Origin of the sequence: Celeribacter sp. (genome assembly GCF_048259695.1) — a bacterium.
Lineage (GTDB): Bacteria > Pseudomonadota > Alphaproteobacteria > Rhodobacterales > Rhodobacteraceae > Celeribacter.
Genome location: NZ_JBLXHL010000003.1, coordinates 363,211 through 386,067 on the forward strand (window position 1 = coordinate 363,211; position 22,857 = coordinate 386,067).

The window sequence follows — 22,857 nt, forward strand, 5'->3', positions numbered from 1 at the left end:
AGCCGCGCTTCATGCGCGGCTTTTTCTTTGGCTGCGACAGGGTCGTGCAAATTCTCCTCTGCGCCCTGCGCCCCGTCGTGACAGGCCTCAGGCGAACATAAAGCAATCCCCGTGGCGCGTGTAGCCCGCCGCCTCGTAAAATCCGACGGCTTTGGGGGCGGACAGGAGCAGGTAGGCTTTGCAATTCGGGGCCGCTTTGACAGTGTGCGCCAATAGCGCCTTGCCGATACCATGCCCCTGTGCGGCCTCGTCGACGCACAGTTCGGAACAATAGAGCGCATAGTGGAAATCGGTGATCGAGCGGGCCACACCGAGCAAGGTGCCATCGGCGTCGCGGGCCGTGACAATCACATCCGCCCGCGCCACCATACCCGCAATCTTGTCCGCGTCCTCTACTGGACGGCGCTGCGCCAATGTCGAACGGCGAAGAACGTCCAAAAACGCCTCCGCCGTCAGATCCGGTTCGATTGTGTAACTCACCTGCATTGCGTCCCTGCCTCATGTGTCCAGCATTCCTCGCGCAGGGTGGCGCGTCTTTTGCGGGGGCGCAAGATACGAAGTGTCGTTTTGGCCGCAGGGGCGTCGTTCCGGTTGTCTTGGCGGGCCTTGAGCGCCGCCAGACCTCAAGCGTCGTTGTCGCTGACCAGTTTAAGGAACGAGCGCACGGCCTTTGGGGCCTCTTTTGGCGTCTCGCGGGTGCGGTTCTCTTCAAATCCGGGGATTTCGGTGACGGGGGTCTGTGCTGCGGCGGGCATTTCAACCAACAGATCGCGGGTTGTGACCTCAACCACATCAAAGCGGCGCGGCTGACGACCGATATCGCCTTTTGACTGCAGGCAGCCCAGAACGCGGTTCACATCGCCAAGGTCGGATTTCAACGGGCAAAGCAACAGCTGCGCCTCAAGGGCAGGGCGGCCCATGCCACCGGCAGATTTCAGGGTGATGGTGGTCACGTTGGGGGTCTCGCACACGGCTTCCAGAGCGGCAGAGATCTGTGCGCGGGCCTCGGGTGTGAACATCGCGGTGAGCGGCATCCCGCGGACTTCCATGCCCATCAGGTCGGTGAGGTGCATCCCCGCAAGGCGGAAACGGGCCACGCCGGGAGCGATACGTTCAAGGATAAAGGCATATTCGAGAGCCGACTGCATCCCGCGCGGGTCGATGTCACCACGCGAAGGGATCGGACGACCGCCCCGCAGACCTTCCCAATAGGCCTCAACATCCTTGACGGCAGGAAAAGTCATTTCCGCGCGGCGCGGCATCATGGATACGACGTTGGAACCGGTGATGGAGTTGATGCTCATTATCTTTAACCTTGTGTCAGTCGTCTTAATATTGGTCGTTTCGGGTCCGTGCGGCGGGTCGGTATCTTGTGCGGTCCGTCCGTGATCCGATGTCGGGTGTCGCAGTGTCTCACCGCTTGCTTGGCTTGAATATGCCACGACTTTGCCCGAATTGGTGGGTTTTCCTAACTAATGGTTAACATTCGGGCCATTAACCACCATAAAATCAGCCGGTTGGCGTGTTACCTTTATGTTAAGCCTTCAGTTGAACTCAGGTTTTCATATTCAAATTCAGCCACTTAGTCCGGCTTTCTGCAGGGGGTTTTCCGCTATCATTTGCCTCGTCGCGTACTGCATTTTTTTTCGGGTTCCGGGGAAAAACAGGGGTAAAACCGGTGTTTGTTAATCTTTTGAGTCGGCGGAAAGGGGCGTGAATGGGGCAAATCGGGCGACTCGCACGGACCAATTGGGGCAAGAGGGCCGCATGCGCCACATTTGCGCCACATTTGCCACCGCAGGCGCCCCGTGCCACGCGCATCACGCCCGTCGCGTACTGAAAACAGGTCTTACGCTCCGCGTGGATATGGCCAAAACCGCGCCACGCCGGTAAAAGACATACAACACTCAATGGGGCCACCCACGCGCCCCTCTCTATAAAGAGAACACGGAGCCTTTTGCATGACCACCAACCGTCGCGGCCTTCTCATCATTTTGTCCTCACCATCAGGGGCGGGCAAATCGACCTTGGCCAAACGATTGATGGAATGGGACAGCACGTTGCAGTTTTCGGTCTCGAGCACCACCCGCAGCCCCCGCGAGGGCGAGGTGGACGGGGTGGATTACCATTTCACCACCGAAGAGACGTTCAAACACATGGTCGGCGCAGGCGAGATGTTGGAGCACGCCTTGGTCTTCGGCAATTACTACGGTTCACCCGCAGGTCCGGTGCGCCGCGCGATCGAGGCGGGATCGGACGTATTGTTCGACGTGGATTGGCAAGGGGCACAGCAGATTGCCAATTCGGCGCTGCGCGATCACGTGCTGTCGATCTTTGTCCTGCCGCCCTCGATTGCCGAGCTGCGCCGCCGTCTGGAAACCCGTGGTCAGGACAGCGCCGAGGTGATCGAAAAACGGATGCGCCAAAGCTGGGACGAGATCAGCCATTGGGACGGCTATGAGTATGTGTTGGTCAACGATGATCTGGACCAATCGTTCGAGCGGCTCAAAACCATCATCGCCGCCGAGCGCCTGCGCCGCCGTCAACAACCGGGGCTGTTGGGATTTGTACGTGATCTGCAATCCGAGTTCGAGGGAGACGAGACATGACGCTTTATACCTTAGGCAATCACGCGCCGGTTTTGCCGCAAAACGGCGACTACTGGGTGGCCCCCGACGCCAATGTGATCGGCAAGGTGATCCTGGGCGCGGGTGCGAACATCTGGTTCGGGGCAACGCTGCGCGGCGATAACGAGGCCATCGAGGTTGGTGAGGGATCGAATGTGCAAGAGAACTGTGTGTTGCACACCGACATGGGGTTTCCACTGCGCATCGGCGCGGGCTGTACTATTGGGCACAAGGCGATGCTGCACGGCTGTATCATCGGCGGGAATTCGTTGGTCGGCATGGGAGCCACGATTTTGAACGGGGCAACGATCGGTCGCAACTGTCTGATCGGGGCAGGGGCATTGATCACCGAGGGCAAGGACATTCCGGATGGGTCGCTCGTCATGGGCGTTCCGGGAAAGGTCGTGCGTGATCTGACAGAGGCGCAAATCCAGAGCCTCACCGCCTCCGCGCTGCATTACCAAACCCGCGCCCGTGCCTTTCGCGAAGGGCTCACCGCCATCGACGGCTAACCCCGCGCCGCCGTGTTGTCGGGCGCACGGGCTGTCATGGCGGTGTTAACATCGCGCCTTAGGCTGCTTTGCACACCCGCAAGGAGGCCACGATGCGAGAAAGAAGTGCAATCGATATGACACAGGTGCATTTGGTAACGGAACTGGCGGCGGCCATGCCGTTTGCGGTCATCGTGATCGGGCGTGACGAGCGTATCATCGCCACCAATGCCCAAGGGCAGGCGATGTTTGGCACAGGCACCACGGGGCGGCACTATATTACCGTGCTGCGCCAACCGATGGTGCTTGACGCCGTGGAAAGCGTGCTGCGCCTGTCGGAACCGGCCCGCGCCGAGTACCGCGTGACCGAGGCGGGGCGTGATTTACACTATACGGTTCATGCCAATCCCGTTGTCACCGACGATTTTTCCTGTGTCACTGTTGCCTTCGAGGATCGCACCGAGGTCGATGAGGCGGGTCTGATGCGCCGCGATTTTGTGGCCAATGTGTCCCATGAATTGCGCACGCCGCTCACGGCTGTGTTGGGGTTTATCGAAACGCTTCAGGGGCCGGCGGCCAATGATGCGGGCGCACGGGTCCGGTTTCTCGAGATCATGGGCAACGAGGCACGGCGGATGAACCGCATCGTCGGGGATCTGTTGTCGCTGTCGCGGGTCGAGGCCAGCCGCCGTGTGCGGCCCACCGAACAGATCGACATCGCCGCCACCCTGCGCAGTGTGGCACAAAGCCTTGCCCCCGTGGCCCGAACCCAAAACGTGGTGCTGACCACTGTGGGCGCGGACAGCCCGACGATGATCGCGGGCGACCGTGACCAACTGATCCAGGTGTTCACCAACCTGATGGAGAATGCGATCAAATACGGTGGTGCGGATCACGAGGTGACGGTGCATCTGACCGCCCATACCAACGAGCCGACCCTGCGCGGTCCTGCGTTGCGGGTCGACGTGACGGATCAGGGCGATGGCATCGCCCCCGAACATATCCCGCGCCTCACGGAACGGTTCTACCGCATCGATTCCCATCGCTCGCGCGAAGTGGGCGGTACCGGACTTGGCCTTGCGATTGTAAAACATATTCTCAACCGCCACCGCGGGCGGCTCAAAATAGAAAGCCACGTAGGGCGCGGCACCTGTTTTTCGGTGATTTTGCCCTACGAATAAGGCGTTAGGCGCATGGGGCCGCGCATGGGCCATCCCCCATACGCCCTATGCGCCCCGCAGATTGCCCGGCGCTTTTTTTCACAGTTTCTCCTCATGTCATACAGCTGTTACAAAACGGACACAAAAGCATTGCGAGCGGACCTTAGGTCTCGGCGTCGAAGGGGACACACACCCCTGAGACAAGACAACAGGAGCTACATATGTCTTTCGTAAAACTGACCGCCTCAGCGATTGCTATCACCGCCGTTTGCGCCACCGCCGCCTCTGCGCGCGATCAGGTTCAGGTTGCAGGGTCCTCCACGGTTCTGCCTTACGCCTCCATCGTCGCCGAAGCCTTTGGCGAGAACTTCGACTTCCCGACACCCGTTGTTGAATCCGGTGGCTCCTCTGCGGGTCTCAAGCGCTTTTGCGAGGGCGTTGGTGAAAACACCATCGACATCGCGAATGCCTCGCGCAAAATCAAAGACAAAGAAGTCGCCGCCTGTGCCGAGGCCGGCGTGACCGACATTATCGAAGTGCGCATCGGCTATGATGGCATTGTGTTCGCAAGCCAGATCGACGGTCCGGCCTATAGCGCATTTACACCGTCCGACCTGTTCAACGCGTTGGCGCCCAAAGTGATGGTTGACGGCGCCCTCGTCGACAACCCCTACACACAGTGGTCCGAGTTCAACGCCGATCTGCCATCCGAGGACATTCTTGCCTTTATCCCCGGCACAAAACACGGCACACGCGAAGTGTTCGAAGAAAAAGTGATCGCGGCGGGCTGTGAGGCCACGGGTGCATTCGACGCCATGATTGCCGGCGGCATGGACGAAGGCGACGCCGAGGATGCCTGTCTTCTGGTGCGCACCGATGGCAAATCCGTAGACATCGACGGCGATTACACCGAAACACTGGCGTCGATCTCCTCCAACGCCAATGCCATCGGCGTGTTCGGTCTGGCCTTTTACGAAAACAACACCGACACGTTGAAAACGGCAACCATGTCGGGCGTTGAGGCCACAACCGAAAGCATCGCATCGGGCGATTACCCCGTGTCGCGTCCGCTGTATTTCTACATCAAGGCGGCGCACATCGGCGTGATCCCCGGCGTCAAGGACTTCGCGGAGTTCTTTGTCTCCGACGATATGGCCGGCCCCGATGGCCCGCTTGCCGAATACGGTCTCGTGTCCGACCCTGCCTTGGCCGACACCCAGGCCGCAGTGGCCGACGAGGCCACAATGAACTAGACGCCTACGGCGTAAAACACAGGGGGCTGCGCGATTGATGTCGCGCGGCCCCGCATTCTAAACGACACACCACTTGAACGGGACACACGGGCGCCGCCCTGACGTCTCACCCCTGATGTAACGGAGCGGCCATGTCTGCCTTCTGGCTTTTCATCCTTGTTGTGGCTTTGGCTCTGGTGGGCTTTGTGCTTGGTCGTGCGCGGGCCATGTCCGATGCGGGGGGCGATGTGCGCCGCCTGCATTCCCTGCCAAGCTACTATGGCGCCAATGTGATGCTCTCGACACTCATCCCCGGCCTGTTTGTTCTGGTCGCTTGGGTGATTATGCAACCGCTGATAATCCAGGGCCAAGTGGCGGCGATGATCCCGGCAGATGCCTTTGAGGACACCGGCGCGCTCAACCTCATCCTGTCCGATGTGCGCCGTGTCGCCGATGGCCTTGACGTGGCCGTGGGGCAGGGCGCATTGAGTGCGGCACAGGCCGGTGCGCTTACAGCCACCGATGATGTGCGTGGTCTGATGGGGGCGGTCGGCGTGGCCGTTGGCGGCGACATTTCGCCCTTTGTTCTGGATGCCGCACAGACGTATCGCAGCCAGTCCGCCACCGCACAATGGCTGATGACGGCGCTCACACTCGGGGTTTCGCTGATCGGCTTTGTCCTCGCGCTCAAGGCAACCTCGCGCAATGCCCGCGCCCGCAACAAGGTCGAAACCGTTGTGCGTACGTTGTTGTTGGCGGCGGCCTCGATGGCCGTTCTGACCACCCTCGGCATTGTCCTGTCCCTGATTTTCAACACCATCGAGTTTTTCAAACTCTACCCCGCGGCCGACTTTTTCTTCGGGACCACATGGTCGCCCTCCTTTGGCGGCGGATCGCAACTCGGGATTTTGCCACTGTTCTGGGGGACGTTCTATATTTCGATCATCGCCCTTCTGGTGGCCGTGCCAATCGGATTGTTCGCCGCCGTGTACCTGTCCGAATACGCAGGTCCGAAAACCCGCGCCTTTGCCAAGCCGCTTCTGGAGGTGCTCGCGGGCATTCCGACCATCGTCTACGGCCTGTTTGCGCTCCTCACGGTCGGGCCGATGCTTGTCTCGCTGTTTGGCGAAGGCGGCATTCTGGGCCTTGACTGGATGGACGGCGGGCGTGCGGTGATCACGGCGGGTCTTGTTATGGGGGTGATGTTGATCCCGTTCGTGTCATCGCTGTCGGACGACATCATCAATGCCGTGCCGCAATCCATGCGCGACGGGTCTTTGGGCCTTGGGGCCACCCCGTCCGAAACCATTAAAAACGTGGTTCTGCCCGCCGCATTGCCCGGCATTGTCGGCGCCATTTTGCTCGCGGCCTCCCGCGCCATTGGCGAGACCATGATCGTGGTCTTGGGGGCAGGGGCCGCGGCGCAACTCGACATGAACCCGTTCGAGGCAATGACCACCGTCACCACGCGGATTGTCTCGCAATTGACGGGGGATGCCGACTTTTCCTCCCCCGAAGCCCTCGTCGCCTTTGCCCTTGGCATGACGTTGTTCGTCATCACCCTCGGCCTGAACGTCATCGCACTCGTGATTGTGCGCAAATATCGGGAGCAGTACGACTGATGTCCGACGCCACACCCAAAACCTCGCTGTTTGACGAAACCAAACGCACCAAACGCCGCAATGCCTCCGAGGCGCGGTTCAAGGCCTATGGCATCGGCGCCATCGTCCTTGGCCTGACCTTTCTGGTGGTCTTGCTCACAACCATCATCGGCAACGGCTTGCCTGCGTTCAAACAGACCTTTGTCACGGTGCCGATTGAATTGCCCGAGGCCAAACTCGACAAATCGGGCGTGCGCGATCCGGACGTGATGGCCAAGGTCACGACCTTTGGCTACAAACCCCTCGTCGAGGCGGCCCTTGCCGCGACGCTTGAGGATCAAGGCATCGACAACCCGTACAAGAAAGCCAAAGACCTCGGCAAACTCTTGTCGACCTCCGCGCCCGCGCAGGTGCGCGATGCGGTCCTGTCCAACCCTGATCTGATCGGCCAAACGGTGGAATTCCGCCTTTTGACCTCCTCGCGTGTCGATGGCTATTTCAAGGGCCGTGTGAGCGCCGACAGCCTTGCCCGTGACAAGAACCTTGATGCGGCGCACCTTGTGATTGCCGATCAACTGGTCGCCAAAGGGCTGATGGCCACCACATTCAACGCCGACTTTATCCTTGGCGCGGATGCCTCCGAAAGTCGCCCCGAACAGGCGGGCATCGGCGTGTCGATGGTCGGCTCCCTGTTTATGATGCTCGTTGTGCTCGCACTGGCGCTGCCCATCGGCGTGGCCACCTCGATCTACCTCGAAGAGTTCGCCCCGCAAAACCGCTTTACCGATCTGATCGAGGTGAACATCTCCAACCTTGCCGCCGTGCCATCGATTGTGTTCGGGATCCTTGGTCTGGCCGTGTTCATCCAGTTCGCCCACCTGCCACAATCCGCACCGCTCGTGGGCGGTCTGGTCCTCACCTTGATGACCCTGCCGACCATCATCATCTCGACCCGCGCCAGTCTGAAATCCGTGCCGCCCTCGATCCGCGATGCGGCTCTGGGTGTGGGCGCGTCAAAGATGCAGTCGGTGGTCCACCACGTCTTGCCCCTCGCCATGCCCGGTATCCTGACGGGAACCATCATCGGTCTCGCACAGGCCTTGGGGGAAACCGCGCCGCTGTTGCTGATCGGGATGGTCGGCTACATCGCCTCCAATATGCCCGATGGTATTGCGTCTGGGTTCTTTGATCCCAACTCCGCGATGCCCGCCCAGATTTACGAATGGGCAAAACGCGCCGACCCCGCCTATTATGAACGCGCGTGGGGCGGCATCATCATTCTTTTGGTGTTCTTGATGACCATGAACATCATCGCCGTTATTTTGCGCCGCCGTTTCGAGCGCCGTTGGTAGGAGATCCGCCATGAACGATATGCGACAGCACAACAGATCCGTGGATTTGAACGACACCAAAATCTCCGCCAGGGGCGTTCAGGTCTATTACGCCGACACCCATGCCATCAAGGACGTGGATGTGGAGATCAAGGACAAGACCGTCACCGCCTTTATCGGCCCGTCGGGCTGTGGCAAGTCGACGTTTTTGCGCACACTCAACCGCATGAACGACACGATTGATATTTGCCGCGTCACGGGTGAAATCCTGTTGGATGGCGAGGACATCTACGACAAACGCGTCGATCCCGTGCAATTGCGGGCCAAGGTCGGGATGGTGTTTCAAAAGCCCAATCCGTTCCCGAAATCGATCTACGACAACATCGCCTATGGTCCGCGCATTCACGGGCTCGCCCGCAGCAAGGCCGATCTGGATGTGATCGTCGAGCAATCCCTGCGCCGTGGGGCAATCTGGGATGAGGTCAAGGACCGCCTTGATGCGCCGGGAACGGGTCTTTCGGGCGGCCAACAGCAACGCCTGTGTATCGCACGCGCGATTGCCACCGAACCCGAAGTCCTGTTGATGGACGAGCCATGTTCGGCGCTCGACCCGATTGCCACCGCACAGGTCGAGGAACTGATCGACGAATTGCGGGCGAATTTCTCCGTGGTGATCGTGACCCACTCCATGCAACAAGCCGCCCGTGTGAGCCAGAAAACCGCGTTTTTCCACCTCGGAAACCTCGTTGAATACGGTGACACAAGCCAGATTTTCACCAACCCGCAAGATCCCCGCACCGAGAGCTATATCACCGGCCGGATCGGATAAGGGACAGGAGAATACCATGAATAACGGAAAACACATTGCCTCCGCCTTTGATCGTGATCTTGAGGGAATTCAGGCCCTTATCATGAAAATGGGAGGCTTGGTCGAGGCCAATATCAAAGATGCGTCGATCGCCCTCGAAGAGCGGGACGTGGATCTGGCCGAGCGCGTGCGCAAAGCTGACAAAATCATCGACGCGCTTGACGTCCAGATCAACGAAGAGGCCGCGCGCCTGATCGCGCTGCGCTCCCCCACAGCGGGCGATTTGCGCACGGTGTTGTCGGTGATGAAAATCACCACCAACCTTGAACGCTGCGGCGATTACGCCAAAAACCTCGCCAAACGTACCGGCGTTCTGGCCGAAATGAGCCCGATTGACGGGGCAGGGGCATCGTTGCGGCGCATGGCGCGCGAAGTCGAGGAAATGCTGCGTCTGGCCCTCGATGCCTATATGCAACGCGACGCCGTTCTGGCCGAAACCGTACGTCACCGCGACGTCGATGTGGATCAGATGTACAACGGTCTGTTCCGCGAATTCCTGACCTTTATGATGGAGGATCCGCGCAATATCACCGCCTGTATGCACCTGCATTTCATTGCCAAAAATATCGAACGTATGGGCGATCATGCCACGTCGGTGGCCGAACAGGTGATCTATCTGGTCACAGGTGAAATGCCCGATGATCCGCGTCCCAAGGGGGATGTGACCTCACGCGAACATATCGGTCGGGAGGGGGCGTAATGTCCGCGCAAAAGCCCCGGGTTCTGGTGGTTGAGGACGAACCGGCACAGCGCGAAGTTCTGGCCTATAACCTTGAATCCGAGGGCTACCTCGTCACCCGTGCCGGGGATGGCGATGAGGCGCTATTGTTGGTGGATGAGGATCAGCCCGACGTGATCGTGCTTGACTGGATGTTGCCCGGCGTCTCGGGGATCGAAATTTGTCGTCGCCTTAAATTGCGCAACCATACCCGTGCCATACCCATCATCATGCTCTCGGCGCGCTCCGAGGATGTCGACCGTGTGCGTGGCCTCGAAACGGGGGCCGACGACTATGTGGTCAAACCGTATTCCGTGATTGAGCTGATGGCGCGGGTGCGCACGCAATTGCGCCGCGTGCGACCTGCGGCGGCGGGTGAGATGTTGGAATTCGACGACATCATTCTGGACGCCGAAACCCATCGTGTGACACGCGATGGCCACGGGTTGAAACTGGGTCCGACCGAGTTCCGGTTGCTGTCGACCTTTATGGAAAAACCGGGACGCGTGTGGTCGCGTGAACAATTGCTGGACCGTGTTTGGGGGCGAGACATTTACGTCGATACCCGCACGGTCGACGTCCACATCGGACGGCTGCGCAAGGCGCTTTGCCAATTCGGGGGCGACGATCCGCTACGCACCGTGCGCGGCGCAGGCTATGCCTTGGGCTAAGGCGCAGGGCATAGGCGCAACTGCGCACAGCGATAATCCTATAATCAGTATTATGTAAAATAAAGCCTGATCCCGTTGGACCCGAACGCCACGGGGCTACGCATGTGTTGAGTGAGCATTCGCGCGTTGTCCTTTGATTTTAAATGATTTCACTCACCTCATGGTGCGTTTGTGGCGCCCCGTGTCCATCGCCATCGGATGATCCGGGGCAATGGCCGCGTGGCTTATGGTGCATTTGAGTGCAGCGACAAAAAACACCGGCACTTGGAATTGACACTCCAAAGTAAACCTGACCATTCTTGAATACGATCGGGGGTTGAGGTGAAAAACAAAAGTATCCAGACGGCGCTTCACCATATTATCGAGGCGCAATCCGCAGAAACGGCATGGCTCTTTCTTCTGGAGGTTATTCAGGCCTGTGGCTTTCCATTGGCCATGTATGCCTACACCCGGTTCCGGACCGCCAATGGCATGGGCAACGAGGGTGATCATCTGGTGATGACCAACTACCCCAATGACTATCTCGACGGATTCATGCTCAGTCAGGAACGCTACAAAATCGCGCCAATGGCCAAATGGGCGTTGGAAAATTCCGGATCGCGGTCTTGGGGTTGGGTCCGCGAAAACTATGACAGTCTGGATGACGCCCAAAAGGAGGTTGTGGCCTTTAACCAAAGCCACGGCATGATGGCGGGTTATACGCTCGGGTTTCGCACCACTCGCACGCACGAAAAGGCCGGAATTGGCTATGCTCTGGCGGCTTACGATGACGATCAGGACAAGGCGGATGCGCTTTGGGCCGAACATGGCGCGGATCTCAAGCTGATCTCCGAAGTGGCCCACCTCAAAATCATGTCCCTGCCCCTGCCCCGTAAGGTTCTGACCGAGCGGCAGGTGCAGGTCCTTGAATGGATCGGAGGCGGTAAATCTGTGGCTGATACGGCCCAGATTATGGCGCTGACGCAGGGCACGATTGAAAAACACTTACGGCTTGCCCGTGAGGCGCTTGCTGTCGAAACAACGGCGCAAGCGGTGCATAAAGCCGCCGTCTATAACCAGATTTACACCGCATAGAACATGGCACCGCGCCTCGTATGAAATCCGGATATTTTGCCCGAAGGTAAGGATTCCCTTACTTTTCAATGGACGTTACGTCAGGCAAACTAAAGTTGTTCCGTCGACAGAGGCTTAGCCTCGGAACCGGGTGCGAGGTGACGTCTGAAATTTCCAGACAATCTTGTATCTTTGGCTGTTTTTCGGCCTTGAGGGGGCGACTTTATTCTTCGGGTCGTTGCCCTCGCACATATACTCTGGTCATCGCGTGATCTCATCCCGAAATTGCGATGCCCGGACAAAGGAAACGGTGTCGATTTTTCGGCACCGTTTTCTTTTGATGTGGCGCGACATCCGTAGAACAACAGGCCATAAAAAAGGCCGATGCGTTTTGCGCACCGGCCTTAAAACTGTTTTAAAAATAGGACTTAGCCCTGCATTGCAGCAACTTCAGCGGCAAAGTTGTCTTCTTCTTTTTCGATGCCTTCGCCGACTTCGAGGCGCACGAACGCAACGATTTCAACACCGGCGTCAGCCGCAGCTTTTTCCACTGTGAGATCGGGGTTGATGACAAAGGCCTGACCCAAAAGCGTGCTTTCGGCGATGAATTTCTTCATGCGGCCAACAATCATGTTCTCGATGATGTTCTCCGGCTTGCCGGACTCACGGGCGATGTCCATCTGGACCTGCTTTTCTTTCTCGACAACCGCAGGGTCGAGATCCGCTTCGCCAAGAGCCGCAGGGTTGGCTGCCGCAATGTGCATCGCTACCTGTTTGCCAAAGGCTTCGTTGTCGCCTTTGAGGGCCACAAGAACGCCGATTTTGCCAAGACCGTCAGCGGCGGCATTGTGGACGTAGGAGACGACGGTGTCGCCTTCGACGGTTGCCATGCGACGCAGGCCGAGGTTTTCACCGATGGTGGCGATTTTGGCGGTGATCGTGTCGGCGACGGATTTGCCACCGAGGTCAGCCGCCGCGAGGGCTTCGACGTCGGAAACTTTGAGCGCAGCCTGAGCGATGGCGGAAACAACGCCCTGGAATTCGGCGTTTTTCGCAACGAAGTCGGTCTCGGAGTTCACTTCGACAGCAACACCTTTGCCACCTTCAACGGCGACGGCCACAAGGCCCTCGGCGGCGGTACGGCCGGATTTCTTTGCGGCTTTCGCAAGACCTTTGGTGCGCAACCAGTCAACAGCGGCGTCGAAATCGCCATCAGTTTCGGTCAGCGCTTTTTTAGCGTCCATCATGCCTGCGGCGGTCGCTTCGCGCAGTTCTTTCACCATTGCAGCAGTGATTGCCATGTCGGCTCTCCTGTAAAATCTTTGGTCGGATACGTTGATTGAAAACGGGGGCGGGACTGCCCTGCCCCCGTCAGATCGTGTAAAGCGCGTTCGAGATTACTCGGAGGCAGCTTCTTCGGCGGGGGCTTCTTCCATCGCGCCGATGTCGATGCCTGCGGCACCCATTTGCTCGGTCATACCGTCGAGGGCCGCACGGGCCACGAGGTCGGTATACAGGCTGATGGCGCGCGATGCGTCATCGTTGCCCGGGATGATGTAGTCGATGCCATCGGGTGGGCAGTTCGAGTCTACAACAGCCACAACAGGGATGCCCAGTTTGTTGGCTTCGGCAATCGCGAGTGTCTCTTTTTTCACGTCGATGACGAAAAGAAGATCGGGAACACCGCCCATTTCGCGGATGCCGCCGAGCGACGCCTGCAATTTGGCTTGGTCACGTTCCATGCCGAGGCGCTCTTTCTTGGTGAGGCCTTCAGCGCCGCCACCGAGGGTCTCGTCAATTTTGTTGAGACGCTGGATCGACTGGGAAACGGTTTTCCAGTTGGTCAGCGTGCCACCGAGCCAACGGTGGTTCATGTAATACTGTGCGCATTTCTCTGCGGCTTCCGAAACGGGGCCCGCGGCCTGACGTTTGGTGCCGACGAACAAAATGCGGCCGCCCTTTGCGGCGGTGTCGCGCACAACCTGCAACGCTTGGTCAAGCATTGGAACAGTTTGTGTGAGGTCGAAAATGTGGATGCCGTTACGCGAGCCATAAATGAACTCGCCCATACGGGGGTTCCAACGTTGGGTCTGGTGACCATAGTGAACGCCAGCTTCCAAGAGCTGACGCATGGTGAAATCAGGAAGCGCCATGAAATGTCCTTTCCGGTTTACGCCTGAGCGGAGGGTCTCAGGGTGACGGCTAATCCGCCTCCCCAACCGGTGGACTTGCAAGGATGTCTCCCCTGAAAGCCCGCCTCCGCCTGTGAAGTGATCGCGCATATAGAAGCGTTTTTGCCCCTGTGCAAGCCCTGCCACATCATCCGTTCGGTTTTTCGGGTCTTTTCCCCAATAAATTGCACGTTTTTACGATGCGCGTCCGTTCCGCACCGCAATCTCTTGCCATCCGGTCAAAAAACGGGGCATTTAGGGACATGACACACCACCATGACATTCTTTGTATCGGCTCGGTCCTTTGGGACGTCATAGGCCGCTCGGACCGCTCCATGCGGCTTGGCTCCGATGTGCCCGGGCGGATTGTGCGCGTGCCGGGCGGCGTGGCGATGAACATCGCGATGGCCCTGTCGCGTTTCGGCCTGCAGCCCTCCTTGCTCACTGCGGTGGGACGCGATGCCGAGGGCGATGAATTGATCGCCGCCGCACTGGTGCGCGGCATCGACACCTCACATGTGTACCGCTCCGATGACCTGCCCACCGACACCTATATGGCCATCGAGGGGGCCAACGGCTTGATCGCCGCGATTGCCGATGCCCACTCGCTTGAGGCCGCAGGCGACAAGATCCTGCGCCCGCTCAAGGATGGACGCCTCGGCTCAACGGATGCGCCCTATGCGGGGCCCGTGGCGCTTGACGGCAACCTGACCACGGAGCTGCTGCGCGACATTGCCGGCTCGCCGCTTTTTGCCAGAGCCGATCTGCGCGTGGCCCCTGCCTCACCGGGGAAAGCCGAACGGTTGATCCCGCTTTTGACCCATCCACAGGCCACGCTCTACGTGAACCTGGAGGAAGCGGGCCTGTTGGCGCATCGCACGTTCGACAGTTCCGCCGAGGCCGCAACCGCGTTGGTCGACAAAGGCGCACATCGCGTGCTTGTCACCAATGGCGGCGCGGATGCCTCACTGGCCCGCGCGGGCCATATCAGCACCCAAACCCCACCCGATGTTCTTGTGGCGCGTGTCACGGGCGCGGGTGATACCTTTATGGCGGCGCATATTGCCGCCGAATTGCGCGGCGCAGACGATGACGCCGCGCTTGATCAAGCGCTTCAGGCCGCCGCCCACTATGTTTCCGGAGATACCCCCCTATGACCACCCTGCCCCTGTCCTATTCGCCCGAAGTTGCCGCCGCCCTCAAAGCGGGCGCCCCCGTTGTGGCGTTGGAGAGCACGATCATCACCCACGGGATGCCTTTCCCGCAAAACGTCGAGACCGCGCAAATGGTCGAGGCGGATGTGCGCGCCGCCGGGGCCACGCCCGCCACCATCGCCATTTTGTACGGCGTGCTGCACATCGGCCTGACCGATACGCAACTGACCGAACTGGCACAGGCCAAGGACGTGATGAAAGTGTCACGCGCCGATATGCCCGTGTGCATCGCCAAGGGCGCCACAGGGGCCACAACGGTCGCGGCCACCATGATTGCCGCACACATGGCCGGGATTTCGGTCTTTGCCACGGGCGGCATTGGCGGCGTTCACCGCGGTGCCGAAGAGACGTTCGATATCTCCGCCGACCTGTTGGAACTGGGCGAAACACCTGTGACCGTGGTTGCGGCGGGACCGAAAGCCATCCTTGATATCCCCAAGACGCTCGAAGTGTTGGAAACCCACGGCGTGCCGGTGATTGCCTACGGTCAGGATGCGTTGCCCGCGTTCTGGTCCCGTGAGTCCGGCATTACCGCACCGCTGCGCCTTGATGATCCCGCGTTGATCGCCAAATCCGCGCAAACACGCACGGCTATGGGCCTCAAGGGCGGCCAGTTGGTCGCCAACCCGATCCCGTTGGCCGACGAGATCCCCCGCGATGTCATCACCCCCTATGTCGAGCAAGCCCTCGCCGAGGCCGAAGCACAGGGCATCGCCGCCAAGGCCGTCACCCCGTTCTTGTTACAGCGCATGTTCGAGTTGACCGAAGGCCGCTCGCTCACCGCCAATATCGCCCTTGTGCGCAACAATGCCCGTCTGGCCGCACAAATTGCGGTCGCTCATGCCCGTTGATGGCGCAAACAACACGAAAGACACATAAAATCGCGTGCCGTTTACTTGTGCATTCACATTTTGCTGCCTAAGTTCGGTTGAAATGGCCCGCGATACCGCGCACGGCCTATAGGCAGTGAACGGCAGAGCTCCATGACCAACCCATTCGACGACGAAATCCACCCCAAGCACCGTCGCGGCGGCTTTTTGGGGTGGCTGCGCACGTCCTTTTTGACGGGGCTCGTTGTTGTCGCCCCGATCGGTCTGACGGCCTATGTGATCTGGACCGTGATCGGATGGGTCGACGGATGGGCGTTGACCTTTGTGCCGCAAAAATTCCAACCCGAACAATATATCGGGATCAATCTGCGCGGTGTGGGCGTCATCATCTTTTTGATGTTCACCATCTTTGTCGGCTGGATCGCAAAGGGGCTTGTCGGGCGCTCGTTGTTGCGTTTTGCCGAGGGGCTTGTGGATCGCACCCCCGTTGTGCGATCGATCTACAATGGTGCCAAACAGATTGCCGAAACGGTGTTCGCCCAAACCGAAACCTCGTTTGACGAGGCCTGTTTGATCGAATATCCGCGCAAAGGCATATGGGCCATCGGGTTTGTGTCCACCACGGCCAAGGGGGAAATCGCCAAACGCACGCCGCTTGACGAGGAAATGGTGTCTGTGTTCGTGCCGACCACGCCCAACCCGACCTCCGGTTTCTTGCTGTTTTTCCCGCGCTCCGAGTTGATCACCCTTGATATGACTGTGGAGGATGCCGCGAAACTGGTGATTTCGGCGGGTCTGGTCTATCCCAACCCCAAAAACCCAAACGCGCCCAAAGAGGTGAGTCCCCCTGCGTCCGTGTAAAAAGCGGACGTGTAAAAACGCACGGTCCAAGATCATTGTCACATTCTTGGATTACGCCTAACCTATCCCCACAAAATACAATTACTGGAGGGATAGCTTATGAAAAGTTTAGTCGTTGCCACCGCACTCATCATGTTTGCCGCCACCTCAAGCTTTGCACAGGATGCGGGCGTAACAGCGGGGGAAATTGAAATGTCAGTGCAACAACAGGGCGCTGATGCGGTTCCCATGATCCTTTTGACCATCCTGTTTATTGCCGCGCTCACCAGTGCGGGCGGTGGCGGCGTGATCAACGACTATCCCGAATAGGCCGGACAGGCATCACGCACGCACCCATGAAAAGGGCCCCGTTCGCGGAGCCCTTTTAAACTATATGGTGTCGCGGGATCAGGAGAACATCGCCTCAAGATCGACCGTGGCGGTTTGGCCCAGATCGTCAAAATGGGCCTCAAGGAAGCCTTCACAGGCCGTCCGCCCCGCCTCTTTCATCCGGCCCAACAACACGGGCGACGGGATCAGTTTGGTGCGCGCCGACAGGTCGCGCATCAGATCGTCATCACCGATCATATGCACCAACACGTCTTTCATCATGCCCTTTGGCAACCGCTGTTCGCCGATCAGATCCTTTACAAACTGTACCGCACGCAGCTCGCGCAGCATCGACGAATTGAAACTTATCTCATTGATACGGTTCTGAATTTCTTCCGGTGTGGTCGGGGTGCCCGGTCGCTCTAACGGGTTGATATTCACAATCACCACATCATCGGGAAACTGTGGCTCGAACAGCGGAAACAGCGCAGGATTGCCCGTATAGCCGCCATCCCAATAGGGGTCGGTGATCCCCGTCACGGGGTCGGTAATCTCGACGGCTTTGAACATTTCGGGCAGACAGGCGGAGGCAAGGATCACATCCGTTGTCACCTCCTCATCCGTGAACACGCGGATTTTTCCGGTGCGCACATTGGTCGTCGAGATAAACAAGGCGGGCCCGACGTCTTTGTTCAGGGCCGCCAAATCCAACCGCGCCACGATACGGTCAAGCGGGTTTTGGTAAAACGGCCCATAGGCATAGGGCGTCATCACCGTGGCGAAACTTTCGAGAAAGGAAAACGGCACCGCAGTCTCGGCCAGCCGCGTCATCATCGCCGTGGTAGGACCGAATTGCGTGAGCCATGAGGACAGGCGCATGTCCGAAATCGCCCCCATCTGGCTCCAGACCCAATCGAGGCTCTCACGCGCGCCCTCCGCGCCGCCCCTGGCCAGTCCCGCACAATAGGCCGCCGCATTCAACGCACCGGCGGAGGTTCCCGAAATGGCTGCGATTTCAATGCGGTCATCGTCGATCAACCGATCGAGGACCCCCCACGTGAAGGCCCCGTGCGCACCGCCGCCCTGAAGCGCGAGGTTGATTTTTTTCGGGGCGGTTGCCGTGCGTCTGGCCACCCTACCCGTCCTGCCATTTGCGCAAGAGATCCTCGACCAGAATCCCGTTGATGGTCATGCCTTCCAACGAACAATTCTCGATTGTTACATCGGCGAGATTGGCATTGGTTATGGTCGCCCCCGTGTAATTGGCGTTTTCAATCCGCGCATTGGTGAGGTTGGCGTTGTGGACAGACATATTGGCGATATTACAATCGTCCAACACAACCCCCGAGAGATTGCAATTGATGACAAGCGTATGTGTGAGGTTGCACCGCGTAAACTTGGACCCTTCATGTGACGCATCTTCAAGCACCAGGGGACGCAGTTTTTTTCGCGGCGGGTGATCCTTGTTCGCGTTATCTATCATAGTGCGGTCCATCCGCCATCGACGGAAATCGTGGTGCCGGTGATCTGTGCGGCCGCGTCGGAGGCGAGGAACAGACATGTCCCGCCAAGCTGTTCGACGGTGGCGAATTCCTTGGACGGTTGGCGCTCCAGCAAGACCTCGCGAATAACCGTTTCGCGGTCCATATCGTATTTCTTCATCGTGTCGGGGATTTGTTTTTCGACCAAGGGGGTCAAAACATACCCGGGACAAATGGCATTGGCGGTGATCGGCTCGCGGGCGGTTTCGAGGGCGGTGACTTTGGTCAGGCCGACAACGCCGTGTTTGGCCGCGACATAGGCCGATTTATAGGGCGACGCGGTCAGCCCGTGGGCCGATGCGATGTTGATCACCCGCCCCCAACCCGCTTTGCGCATCATCGGCAGGGCCGCCGCGGTGGTGTGAAACGCCGAGGACATGTTGATGGCGATAATCGCGTCCCATTTCTCGACCGGAAACTCGTCGATGCCCGCGACATACTGGATGCCGGCATTGTTCACGAGGATATCACAGACCCCCGCCGTCTCGACAAGGGCGCGACACTGGTCTGCTTTGGACATATCGGCCTGAATGTAGCGGGCCGTCACACCGAATTCATCCGCGATCTCTTTGGCGATGGCATGATCGTCGTCTGTATCGGTGAAGGAATTGAGCACCACATTGAGGCCCGCCTTTGCGAGTTCTCGTGCCACGCCCAGACCGATGCCGGAGTTTGACCCTGTGATGATTGCTGTTTTCCCTTTGACGTCCATAACCGTCTCCCTCGTTTCGTCTGGAACAGATGTAGGTGGGTAAGGCATATAGGAAAGCCAGAATCGGTCAACGACAAAGAATCGATAAATTTTTCCTGTGAACGCGGGCTGTTACCGATGGACGGTCACGGACGTCGAACGGCCCGAAATCCATGCATAGTAAGGTGCGACGTAGGGTCAACGCTCAAAATTTAGCCAAAAAAAACGCCGGCACAAGGCCGGCGCAAAGTTATTGAGGCAGGTTTCATACAGGCAAGAAACCTATCGAGCAGTGCCCCCTTTATACGCGGTTCACCACCGCACTCCAAGCTAAAAGTTTGAATTCACCCGCAGGCGGCCTTAGGCTAAGCCTCAACAAAGAAACGGGACGGAGGCATTGTGTCCGAGATGGCAACGAACATTTTCCACGGGCTGCGCATATCTTGCGCCGCATTGGCACTGATTGCGGGCGCGCCCTTTGCGCAGGCCGAACCGATGCATGGCATAGCTATGTATGGCAGCCCCGAGCTACCACAAGATTTCGTGTCCCTCCCCTACGCCAATGCCGATGCCCCCAAGGGCGGCAAAATCGTCACCGGCGAAGGTGGCACATTCGACAGTTTGAACCCGTTTATCCAGAAAGGCAGCTCACCGTGGCAGTTGCGCTACATGTTGGCGGAAAGTTTGATGGGCCGCGCCTATAGCGAACCTTTCACGCTGTATTGCCTGTTGTGCGAGACAATCGACACCGATGAGGACCGCACATGGGCCGAATTTACCCTGCGCCCCGAGGCCCGATTCTCTGATGGTGCGCCGGTGACGGTCGAGGATGTGATCTGGTCCTACGAAAAACTCGGGACGGAAGGCCACGGCCGCTACGCCTCGATGTGGGAACAGATTGCAAGCATCGAGAAAACCGGCGAACGCTCGGTCAAATTCACCTTTAACACCGACAACCGCGAACTGGCGTTGTTGGTCGGGATGCGCCCGATCCTGCAAAAGGCCCAATGGGAGGGCAAGGATTTCACCAAATCGGGCTTTGACCAGATCCCGATCGGTTCCGCCCCTTACCAGATCACCGATTTCGACGCGGGCAGCTATGTCGAGCTGACGCGCAACCCCGAGTACTGGGGCAAAGACGTGCCGTTCATGCGCGGTCAGGCCAACCTTGATACCATCCGGTGGGAATTTTTTGCCGATGCCTCCCTCGTGATCGAGGCGTTCAAAGCGGGCGAATTGAACAGCAACCGCGAGTTCAACGTGCAGACATGGGACGACCAATACAATTTCCCCGCCGTCGAACGGGGCGATGTGATCAAATCCGTCATCCCGCATCAACGCCCCTCCGGCATGACCGGCTTTGTGATGAACACCCGCCTCCCCCAGTTTTCCGACTGGCGCGTCCGTCAGGCCCTCATCGAGACGTTCAATTTCGAATATATCAACGAGGTTCAAACCGGATCGCAACAATCGCGCATCACCTCGTATTACTCCAACTCGGTACTGGGGATGCAAAGTGGTCCCGCACAGGGGCGCGTGGCGCAATTGCTTGCGCCCTACGCCGATGACCTGCCGCCCGATACGCTTGAGGGGTACACCTTTCCCGCCACCTCCGGCGCGCTCAACGACCGCCAATCGACCCGCCGCGCCTTGGCCCTGTTCAAGGACGCAGGCTATACCATCCAGGACGGTGTGATGAAAAATGCCGATGGTGTGCCCTATACGTTCGAGATTTTATTGCAGTCCGGTGATGATGAAAATCAATCTATTATAGATACTTACACGCAGTCCCTCATCCAGATTGGCATCACGCCAACCATCACCGTGGTTGACCGTCCGCAATACCGCGAGCGCAGCGATACCTTTGATTTCGGCATGACCACCATCCGCCGCGGCCTGTCGCTATCCCCCGGCAACGAGCAAAAGGCCTATTGGGGGTCCGAGGCCGCCGATACCGAAGGGTCGCGCAACCTGATGGGCGTCAAATCCGCCGCTGTTGACGGGTTGATCGACACCATGCTGTCCTCCGGCAGCAAGGACGATTTCGTCGCCGCCACCCGCGCCCTCGACCGCGTGTTGACCGCCGGTCGCTATGTCATCCCGATCTATCAATGGAACATCTCGCGCGTGGCCCACGCCAAGCAGCTGACCTATCCCGAAACCTTGCCGATCTACGGCGACTGGATCGGTTGGCAGCCGGATGTGTGGTATTGGACAGAATGAACATGCGTGTGAAGCTGATGGCCACACTGGTGATCTGCGTGGGCCTCACGGCCTGCGCCCCCGTGGCCATCGCGGGAAAAACCGTAAAAACGGGTGTGAAAGCCACGTCGAAAGCGGTCGGCACAGTGTTTTGATCTGCGTTTTAATCTGCGTTCGGGCGGCGTGGCGGCGCTATCCCAGTGACGTCACCCACAGGATGGTCGCATCCTCGGGCGAGATCGAAATCACGTTGTGACCCATAGAGGCGTCATAGTAGGCGCTGTCGCCGCGCCGCATGTCAATCGGCTCATAAAACTCTGTTATCAAACAGATTTGCCCCGTCAGAACATAGAGGAATTCCTCACCGTCATGGCGCACCCACCCGTCGAATTCCTCGAAACTGCGGGCGCGGATGGTGGCGCGGTAGGGCAGCATCTGTTTCTTGGTCAGCGCCCCCGCAAGCATTTCATGCTCATAGGTGGCGGTGGCATGGGCCGCGCCCTCGCCGGCCTTGGTGGTGGCCAACCGACCCGAAATCTGTTGCTTGCGCGGCGGCGTAAACAATTGCGGCACTGAGATCTCCAACCCGATGGCAAGCTTTTTGAGCGCCTCATAGGTCGGGGACATTTGACCGTTTTCAATCTTGGACAGGGTTGATCGCGCCAGACCCGCATGACCGGCGGCCTGTTCCAACGTCCACCCGTGTGATTTACGCAACTCGCGGACCCGCGCCCCGAGGTCGAGCGGATGCGCGTCATCGCCCGCCTCAAGCGCCCGCGCCAAACGGATCAGGCTCGGGTTGCCTGTGGATGCGGCCCCATCGGGGCGCTCCGGAGAGTTGTGATCGGGATCATCTGTCATGGGGGCATTTAGGCGTGGCGGAGACAAAAAGAAAACCCCCGGATGCTGTTTACCGCATCTTCGGGGGCTCTTTGGGGCAGACGAGGTATGGGGGGATACACTGCTCGTGAGGTCTTGCCTACCCTGTATCTGGTTTGCGCGGGGCGCGCGGTTAATTGTCGGTTTCAATCACGCCTGTGAGAAACTCGATATTGCTCAGTTCATCGGTGATGCCCGTCTGTACCGGTAGCCAGTTAAAGGCCCCCGCAGCAATCGCAAGCGAGGCAACCGCCCCGAGACCAAGCGTAACAGCCGGAAGCCGTGCGGATCTCGCCGATGTCGCCTTGGCGGCGCGGCCCTGTGCGGTGGAGAAATGGGAATTGGAAACATATGCCATGTGATGAACCTCGTAAAAACTTATGCGTTACAGTTATTTAACCATAAAA

General features: G+C 58.8%; 25 protein-coding genes. 16 read left to right on the top strand and 9 right to left on the bottom strand.

Annotated elements, in window-relative coordinates; all coding sequences use genetic code 11:
* Window positions 1-87: 87 nt before the first annotated feature.
* Both ACN0Q0_RS07590 and ACN0Q0_RS07595 read right to left on the bottom strand, forming a co-directional pair.
* Complete coding sequence (locus ACN0Q0_RS07590) at window positions 88-480, bottom strand: GNAT family N-acetyltransferase (protein ID WP_417242780.1); 393 nt, start codon at window positions 478-480, stop codon at window positions 88-90.
* A gap of 143 nt (window positions 481-623) precedes the next feature.
* Entirely contained in the window at window positions 624-1,304 is a 681-nt protein-coding gene (locus tag ACN0Q0_RS07595) for a PAS domain-containing protein (protein ID WP_417242781.1), read from the bottom strand.
* A gap of 657 nt (window positions 1,305-1,961) precedes the next feature.
* Here ACN0Q0_RS07595 and gmk point away from each other — a divergent pair.
* The 10 genes from gmk to ACN0Q0_RS07645 all read left to right on the top strand — a co-directional run bounded on the left by gmk (window position 1,962) and on the right by ACN0Q0_RS07645 (window position 11,773).
* Window positions 1,962-2,609 carry a guanylate kinase gene (gene gmk / locus ACN0Q0_RS07600; RefSeq protein WP_417242782.1) on the top strand — a complete coding sequence of 216 codons (648 nt, stop codon included), beginning with the start codon at window positions 1,962-1,964 and terminating at the stop codon, window positions 2,607-2,609.
* Window positions 2,606-3,139, top strand: a complete 534-nt coding sequence (locus ACN0Q0_RS07605) for a gamma carbonic anhydrase family protein (RefSeq protein ID WP_417242783.1) — start codon at window positions 2,606-2,608, stop codon at window positions 3,137-3,139. The genes gmk and ACN0Q0_RS07605 overlap by 4 nt, the downstream gene beginning before the upstream one ends.
* Before the next feature lie 92 nt (window positions 3,140-3,231).
* The gene (locus ACN0Q0_RS07610; protein WP_417242784.1) at window positions 3,232-4,299 is read left to right on the top strand and encodes an ATP-binding protein; all 1,068 of its coding nucleotides are present in this window, start codon (window positions 3,232-3,234) and stop codon (window positions 4,297-4,299) included.
* A gap of 200 nt (window positions 4,300-4,499) precedes the next feature.
* Complete coding sequence (locus tag ACN0Q0_RS07615) at window positions 4,500-5,531, top strand: substrate-binding domain-containing protein (protein WP_417242785.1); 1,032 nt, start codon at window positions 4,500-4,502, stop codon at window positions 5,529-5,531.
* A gap of 131 nt (window positions 5,532-5,662) precedes the next feature.
* Window positions 5,663-7,132 (top strand): phosphate ABC transporter permease subunit PstC, encoded by a 1,470-nt coding sequence (gene pstC, locus ACN0Q0_RS07620; RefSeq protein ID WP_417242786.1) that lies wholly within the window; start codon window positions 5,663-5,665, stop codon window positions 7,130-7,132.
* Entirely contained in the window at window positions 7,132-8,463 is a 1,332-nt protein-coding gene (pstA, locus tag ACN0Q0_RS07625) for a phosphate ABC transporter permease PstA (RefSeq protein ID WP_417242787.1), read from the top strand. The genes pstC and pstA overlap by 1 nt, the downstream gene beginning before the upstream one ends.
* A gap of 10 nt (window positions 8,464-8,473) precedes the next feature.
* On the top strand, window positions 8,474-9,271 hold the full coding sequence (gene pstB, locus ACN0Q0_RS07630) for a phosphate ABC transporter ATP-binding protein PstB (protein ID WP_417242788.1): 798 nt from the start codon (window positions 8,474-8,476) through the stop codon (window positions 9,269-9,271).
* Window positions 9,272-9,287: 16 nt separating this feature from the next.
* Window positions 9,288-10,010 (top strand): phosphate signaling complex protein PhoU, encoded by a 723-nt coding sequence (gene phoU, locus ACN0Q0_RS07635; protein ID WP_417242789.1) that lies wholly within the window; start codon window positions 9,288-9,290, stop codon window positions 10,008-10,010.
* On the top strand, window positions 10,010-10,699 hold the full coding sequence (gene phoB / locus ACN0Q0_RS07640; protein ID WP_417242790.1) for a phosphate regulon transcriptional regulator PhoB: 690 nt from the start codon (window positions 10,010-10,012) through the stop codon (window positions 10,697-10,699). Before phoU ends, phoB begins: the two co-directional genes overlap by 1 nt.
* Before the next feature lie 321 nt (window positions 10,700-11,020).
* Window positions 11,021-11,773 (top strand): autoinducer binding domain-containing protein, encoded by a 753-nt coding sequence (locus ACN0Q0_RS07645; protein WP_417242791.1) that lies wholly within the window; start codon window positions 11,021-11,023, stop codon window positions 11,771-11,773.
* A 407-nt stretch (window positions 11,774-12,180) separates the two neighbouring features.
* Here ACN0Q0_RS07645 and tsf read toward each other — a convergent pair whose 3' ends face one another.
* Window positions 12,181-13,053 (bottom strand): translation elongation factor Ts, encoded by an 873-nt coding sequence (tsf, locus tag ACN0Q0_RS07650; RefSeq protein ID WP_417242792.1) that lies wholly within the window; start codon window positions 13,051-13,053, stop codon window positions 12,181-12,183.
* A 96-nt stretch (window positions 13,054-13,149) separates the two neighbouring features.
* Entirely contained in the window at window positions 13,150-13,905 is a 756-nt protein-coding gene (rpsB, locus tag ACN0Q0_RS07655) for a 30S ribosomal protein S2 (protein WP_417242793.1), read from the bottom strand.
* A 281-nt stretch (window positions 13,906-14,186) separates the two neighbouring features.
* Between rpsB and ACN0Q0_RS07660 the strand changes: the two genes are divergently transcribed.
* The 4 genes from ACN0Q0_RS07660 (at window position 14,187) to ACN0Q0_RS07675 (ending at window position 17,137) form a co-directional block, all read left to right on the top strand.
* Window positions 14,187-15,080, top strand: a complete 894-nt coding sequence (locus ACN0Q0_RS07660; RefSeq protein ID WP_417242794.1) for a PfkB family carbohydrate kinase — start codon at window positions 14,187-14,189, stop codon at window positions 15,078-15,080.
* A complete protein-coding gene (locus tag ACN0Q0_RS07665) occupies window positions 15,077-15,988 on the top strand; it encodes a pseudouridine-5'-phosphate glycosidase (RefSeq protein ID WP_417242795.1) in 912 nt (303 codons plus the stop codon). Before ACN0Q0_RS07660 ends, ACN0Q0_RS07665 begins: the two co-directional genes overlap by 4 nt.
* A gap of 132 nt (window positions 15,989-16,120) precedes the next feature.
* Entirely contained in the window at window positions 16,121-16,828 is a 708-nt protein-coding gene (locus tag ACN0Q0_RS07670) for a DUF502 domain-containing protein (protein WP_417242796.1), read from the top strand.
* A 99-nt stretch (window positions 16,829-16,927) separates the two neighbouring features.
* On the top strand, window positions 16,928-17,137 hold the full coding sequence (locus ACN0Q0_RS07675) for a hypothetical protein (RefSeq protein ID WP_417242797.1): 210 nt from the start codon (window positions 16,928-16,930) through the stop codon (window positions 17,135-17,137).
* 78 nt (window positions 17,138-17,215) lie between these two features.
* Here ACN0Q0_RS07675 and ACN0Q0_RS07680 read toward each other — a convergent pair whose 3' ends face one another.
* The 3 genes from ACN0Q0_RS07680 to ACN0Q0_RS07690 are packed head-to-tail and all read right to left on the bottom strand — an operon-like array spanning window position 17,216 to window position 19,390.
* Window positions 17,216-18,271: a patatin-like phospholipase family protein gene (locus ACN0Q0_RS07680; RefSeq protein WP_417242798.1), complete on the bottom strand. Its 1,056-nt coding sequence runs from the start codon at window positions 18,269-18,271 to the stop codon at window positions 17,216-17,218.
* A gap of 1 nt (window position 18,272) precedes the next feature.
* Window positions 18,273-18,620: a pentapeptide repeat-containing protein gene (locus ACN0Q0_RS07685; protein WP_417242799.1), complete on the bottom strand. Its 348-nt coding sequence runs from the start codon at window positions 18,618-18,620 to the stop codon at window positions 18,273-18,275.
* Window positions 18,617-19,390 (bottom strand): 3-hydroxybutyrate dehydrogenase, encoded by a 774-nt coding sequence (locus tag ACN0Q0_RS07690; RefSeq protein WP_417242800.1) that lies wholly within the window; start codon window positions 19,388-19,390, stop codon window positions 18,617-18,619. The genes ACN0Q0_RS07685 and ACN0Q0_RS07690 overlap by 4 nt, the downstream gene beginning before the upstream one ends.
* A gap of 387 nt (window positions 19,391-19,777) precedes the next feature.
* Here ACN0Q0_RS07690 and ACN0Q0_RS07695 point away from each other — a divergent pair, with 387 nt between their 5' ends.
* Window positions 19,778-21,592: an extracellular solute-binding protein gene (locus tag ACN0Q0_RS07695; RefSeq protein ID WP_417242801.1), complete on the top strand. Its 1,815-nt coding sequence runs from the start codon at window positions 19,778-19,780 to the stop codon at window positions 21,590-21,592.
* Window positions 21,580-21,726, top strand: a complete 147-nt coding sequence (locus tag ACN0Q0_RS07700; RefSeq protein WP_417242802.1) for a hypothetical protein — start codon at window positions 21,580-21,582, stop codon at window positions 21,724-21,726. Before ACN0Q0_RS07695 ends, ACN0Q0_RS07700 begins: the two co-directional genes overlap by 13 nt.
* Before the next feature lie 37 nt (window positions 21,727-21,763).
* Here the strand turns inward: ACN0Q0_RS07700 and ACN0Q0_RS07705 are convergent, their stop codons facing one another.
* Window positions 21,764-22,432 (bottom strand): helix-turn-helix domain-containing protein, encoded by a 669-nt coding sequence (locus ACN0Q0_RS07705; RefSeq protein ID WP_417242803.1) that lies wholly within the window; start codon window positions 22,430-22,432, stop codon window positions 21,764-21,766.
* 151 nt (window positions 22,433-22,583) lie between these two features.
* A complete protein-coding gene (locus ACN0Q0_RS07710; RefSeq protein WP_417242804.1) occupies window positions 22,584-22,808 on the bottom strand; it encodes a hypothetical protein in 225 nt (74 codons plus the stop codon).
* Between the last annotated feature and the right edge of the window lie 49 nt (window positions 22,809-22,857).

Excerpts from the sequence above, each read along its gene's own strand:
- ACN0Q0_RS07595 (WP_417242781.1), bottom strand. The coding sequence starts at position 1,304 with ATGAGCATCAACTCCATCACCGGTTCCAACGTCGTATCCATGATGCCG.
- gmk (WP_417242782.1), top strand. The coding sequence starts at position 1,962 with ATGACCACCAACCGTCGCGGCCTTCTCATCATTTTGTCCTCACCATCA.
- ACN0Q0_RS07605 (WP_417242783.1), top strand. The coding sequence starts at position 2,606 with ATGACGCTTTATACCTTAGGCAATCACGCGCCGGTTTTGCCGCAAAAC.
- ACN0Q0_RS07610 (WP_417242784.1), top strand. The coding sequence starts at position 3,232 with ATGCGAGAAAGAAGTGCAATCGATATGACACAGGTGCATTTGGTAACG.
- ACN0Q0_RS07615 (WP_417242785.1), top strand. The coding sequence starts at position 4,500 with ATGTCTTTCGTAAAACTGACCGCCTCAGCGATTGCTATCACCGCCGTT.
- pstC (WP_417242786.1), top strand. The coding sequence starts at position 5,663 with ATGTCTGCCTTCTGGCTTTTCATCCTTGTTGTGGCTTTGGCTCTGGTG.
- pstA (WP_417242787.1), top strand. The coding sequence starts at position 7,132 with ATGTCCGACGCCACACCCAAAACCTCGCTGTTTGACGAAACCAAACGC.
- pstB (WP_417242788.1), top strand. The coding sequence starts at position 8,474 with ATGAACGATATGCGACAGCACAACAGATCCGTGGATTTGAACGACACC.
- phoU (WP_417242789.1), top strand. The coding sequence starts at position 9,288 with ATGAATAACGGAAAACACATTGCCTCCGCCTTTGATCGTGATCTTGAG.
- phoB (WP_417242790.1), top strand. The coding sequence starts at position 10,010 with ATGTCCGCGCAAAAGCCCCGGGTTCTGGTGGTTGAGGACGAACCGGCA.
- tsf (WP_417242792.1), bottom strand. The coding sequence starts at position 13,053 with ATGGCAATCACTGCTGCAATGGTGAAAGAACTGCGCGAAGCGACCGCC.
- rpsB (WP_417242793.1), bottom strand. The coding sequence starts at position 13,905 with ATGGCGCTTCCTGATTTCACCATGCGTCAGCTCTTGGAAGCTGGCGTT.
- ACN0Q0_RS07660 (WP_417242794.1), top strand. The coding sequence starts at position 14,187 with ATGACACACCACCATGACATTCTTTGTATCGGCTCGGTCCTTTGGGAC.
- ACN0Q0_RS07665 (WP_417242795.1), top strand. The coding sequence starts at position 15,077 with ATGACCACCCTGCCCCTGTCCTATTCGCCCGAAGTTGCCGCCGCCCTC.
- ACN0Q0_RS07670 (WP_417242796.1), top strand. The coding sequence starts at position 16,121 with ATGACCAACCCATTCGACGACGAAATCCACCCCAAGCACCGTCGCGGC.
- ACN0Q0_RS07675 (WP_417242797.1), top strand. The coding sequence starts at position 16,928 with ATGAAAAGTTTAGTCGTTGCCACCGCACTCATCATGTTTGCCGCCACC.
- ACN0Q0_RS07685 (WP_417242799.1), bottom strand. The coding sequence starts at position 18,620 with ATGATAGATAACGCGAACAAGGATCACCCGCCGCGAAAAAAACTGCGT.
- ACN0Q0_RS07690 (WP_417242800.1), bottom strand. The coding sequence starts at position 19,390 with ATGGACGTCAAAGGGAAAACAGCAATCATCACAGGGTCAAACTCCGGC.
- ACN0Q0_RS07695 (WP_417242801.1), top strand. The coding sequence starts at position 19,778 with ATGGCAACGAACATTTTCCACGGGCTGCGCATATCTTGCGCCGCATTG.
- ACN0Q0_RS07705 (WP_417242803.1), bottom strand. The coding sequence starts at position 22,432 with ATGACAGATGATCCCGATCACAACTCTCCGGAGCGCCCCGATGGGGCC.
- ACN0Q0_RS07710 (WP_417242804.1), bottom strand. The coding sequence starts at position 22,808 with ATGGCATATGTTTCCAATTCCCATTTCTCCACCGCACAGGGCCGCGCC.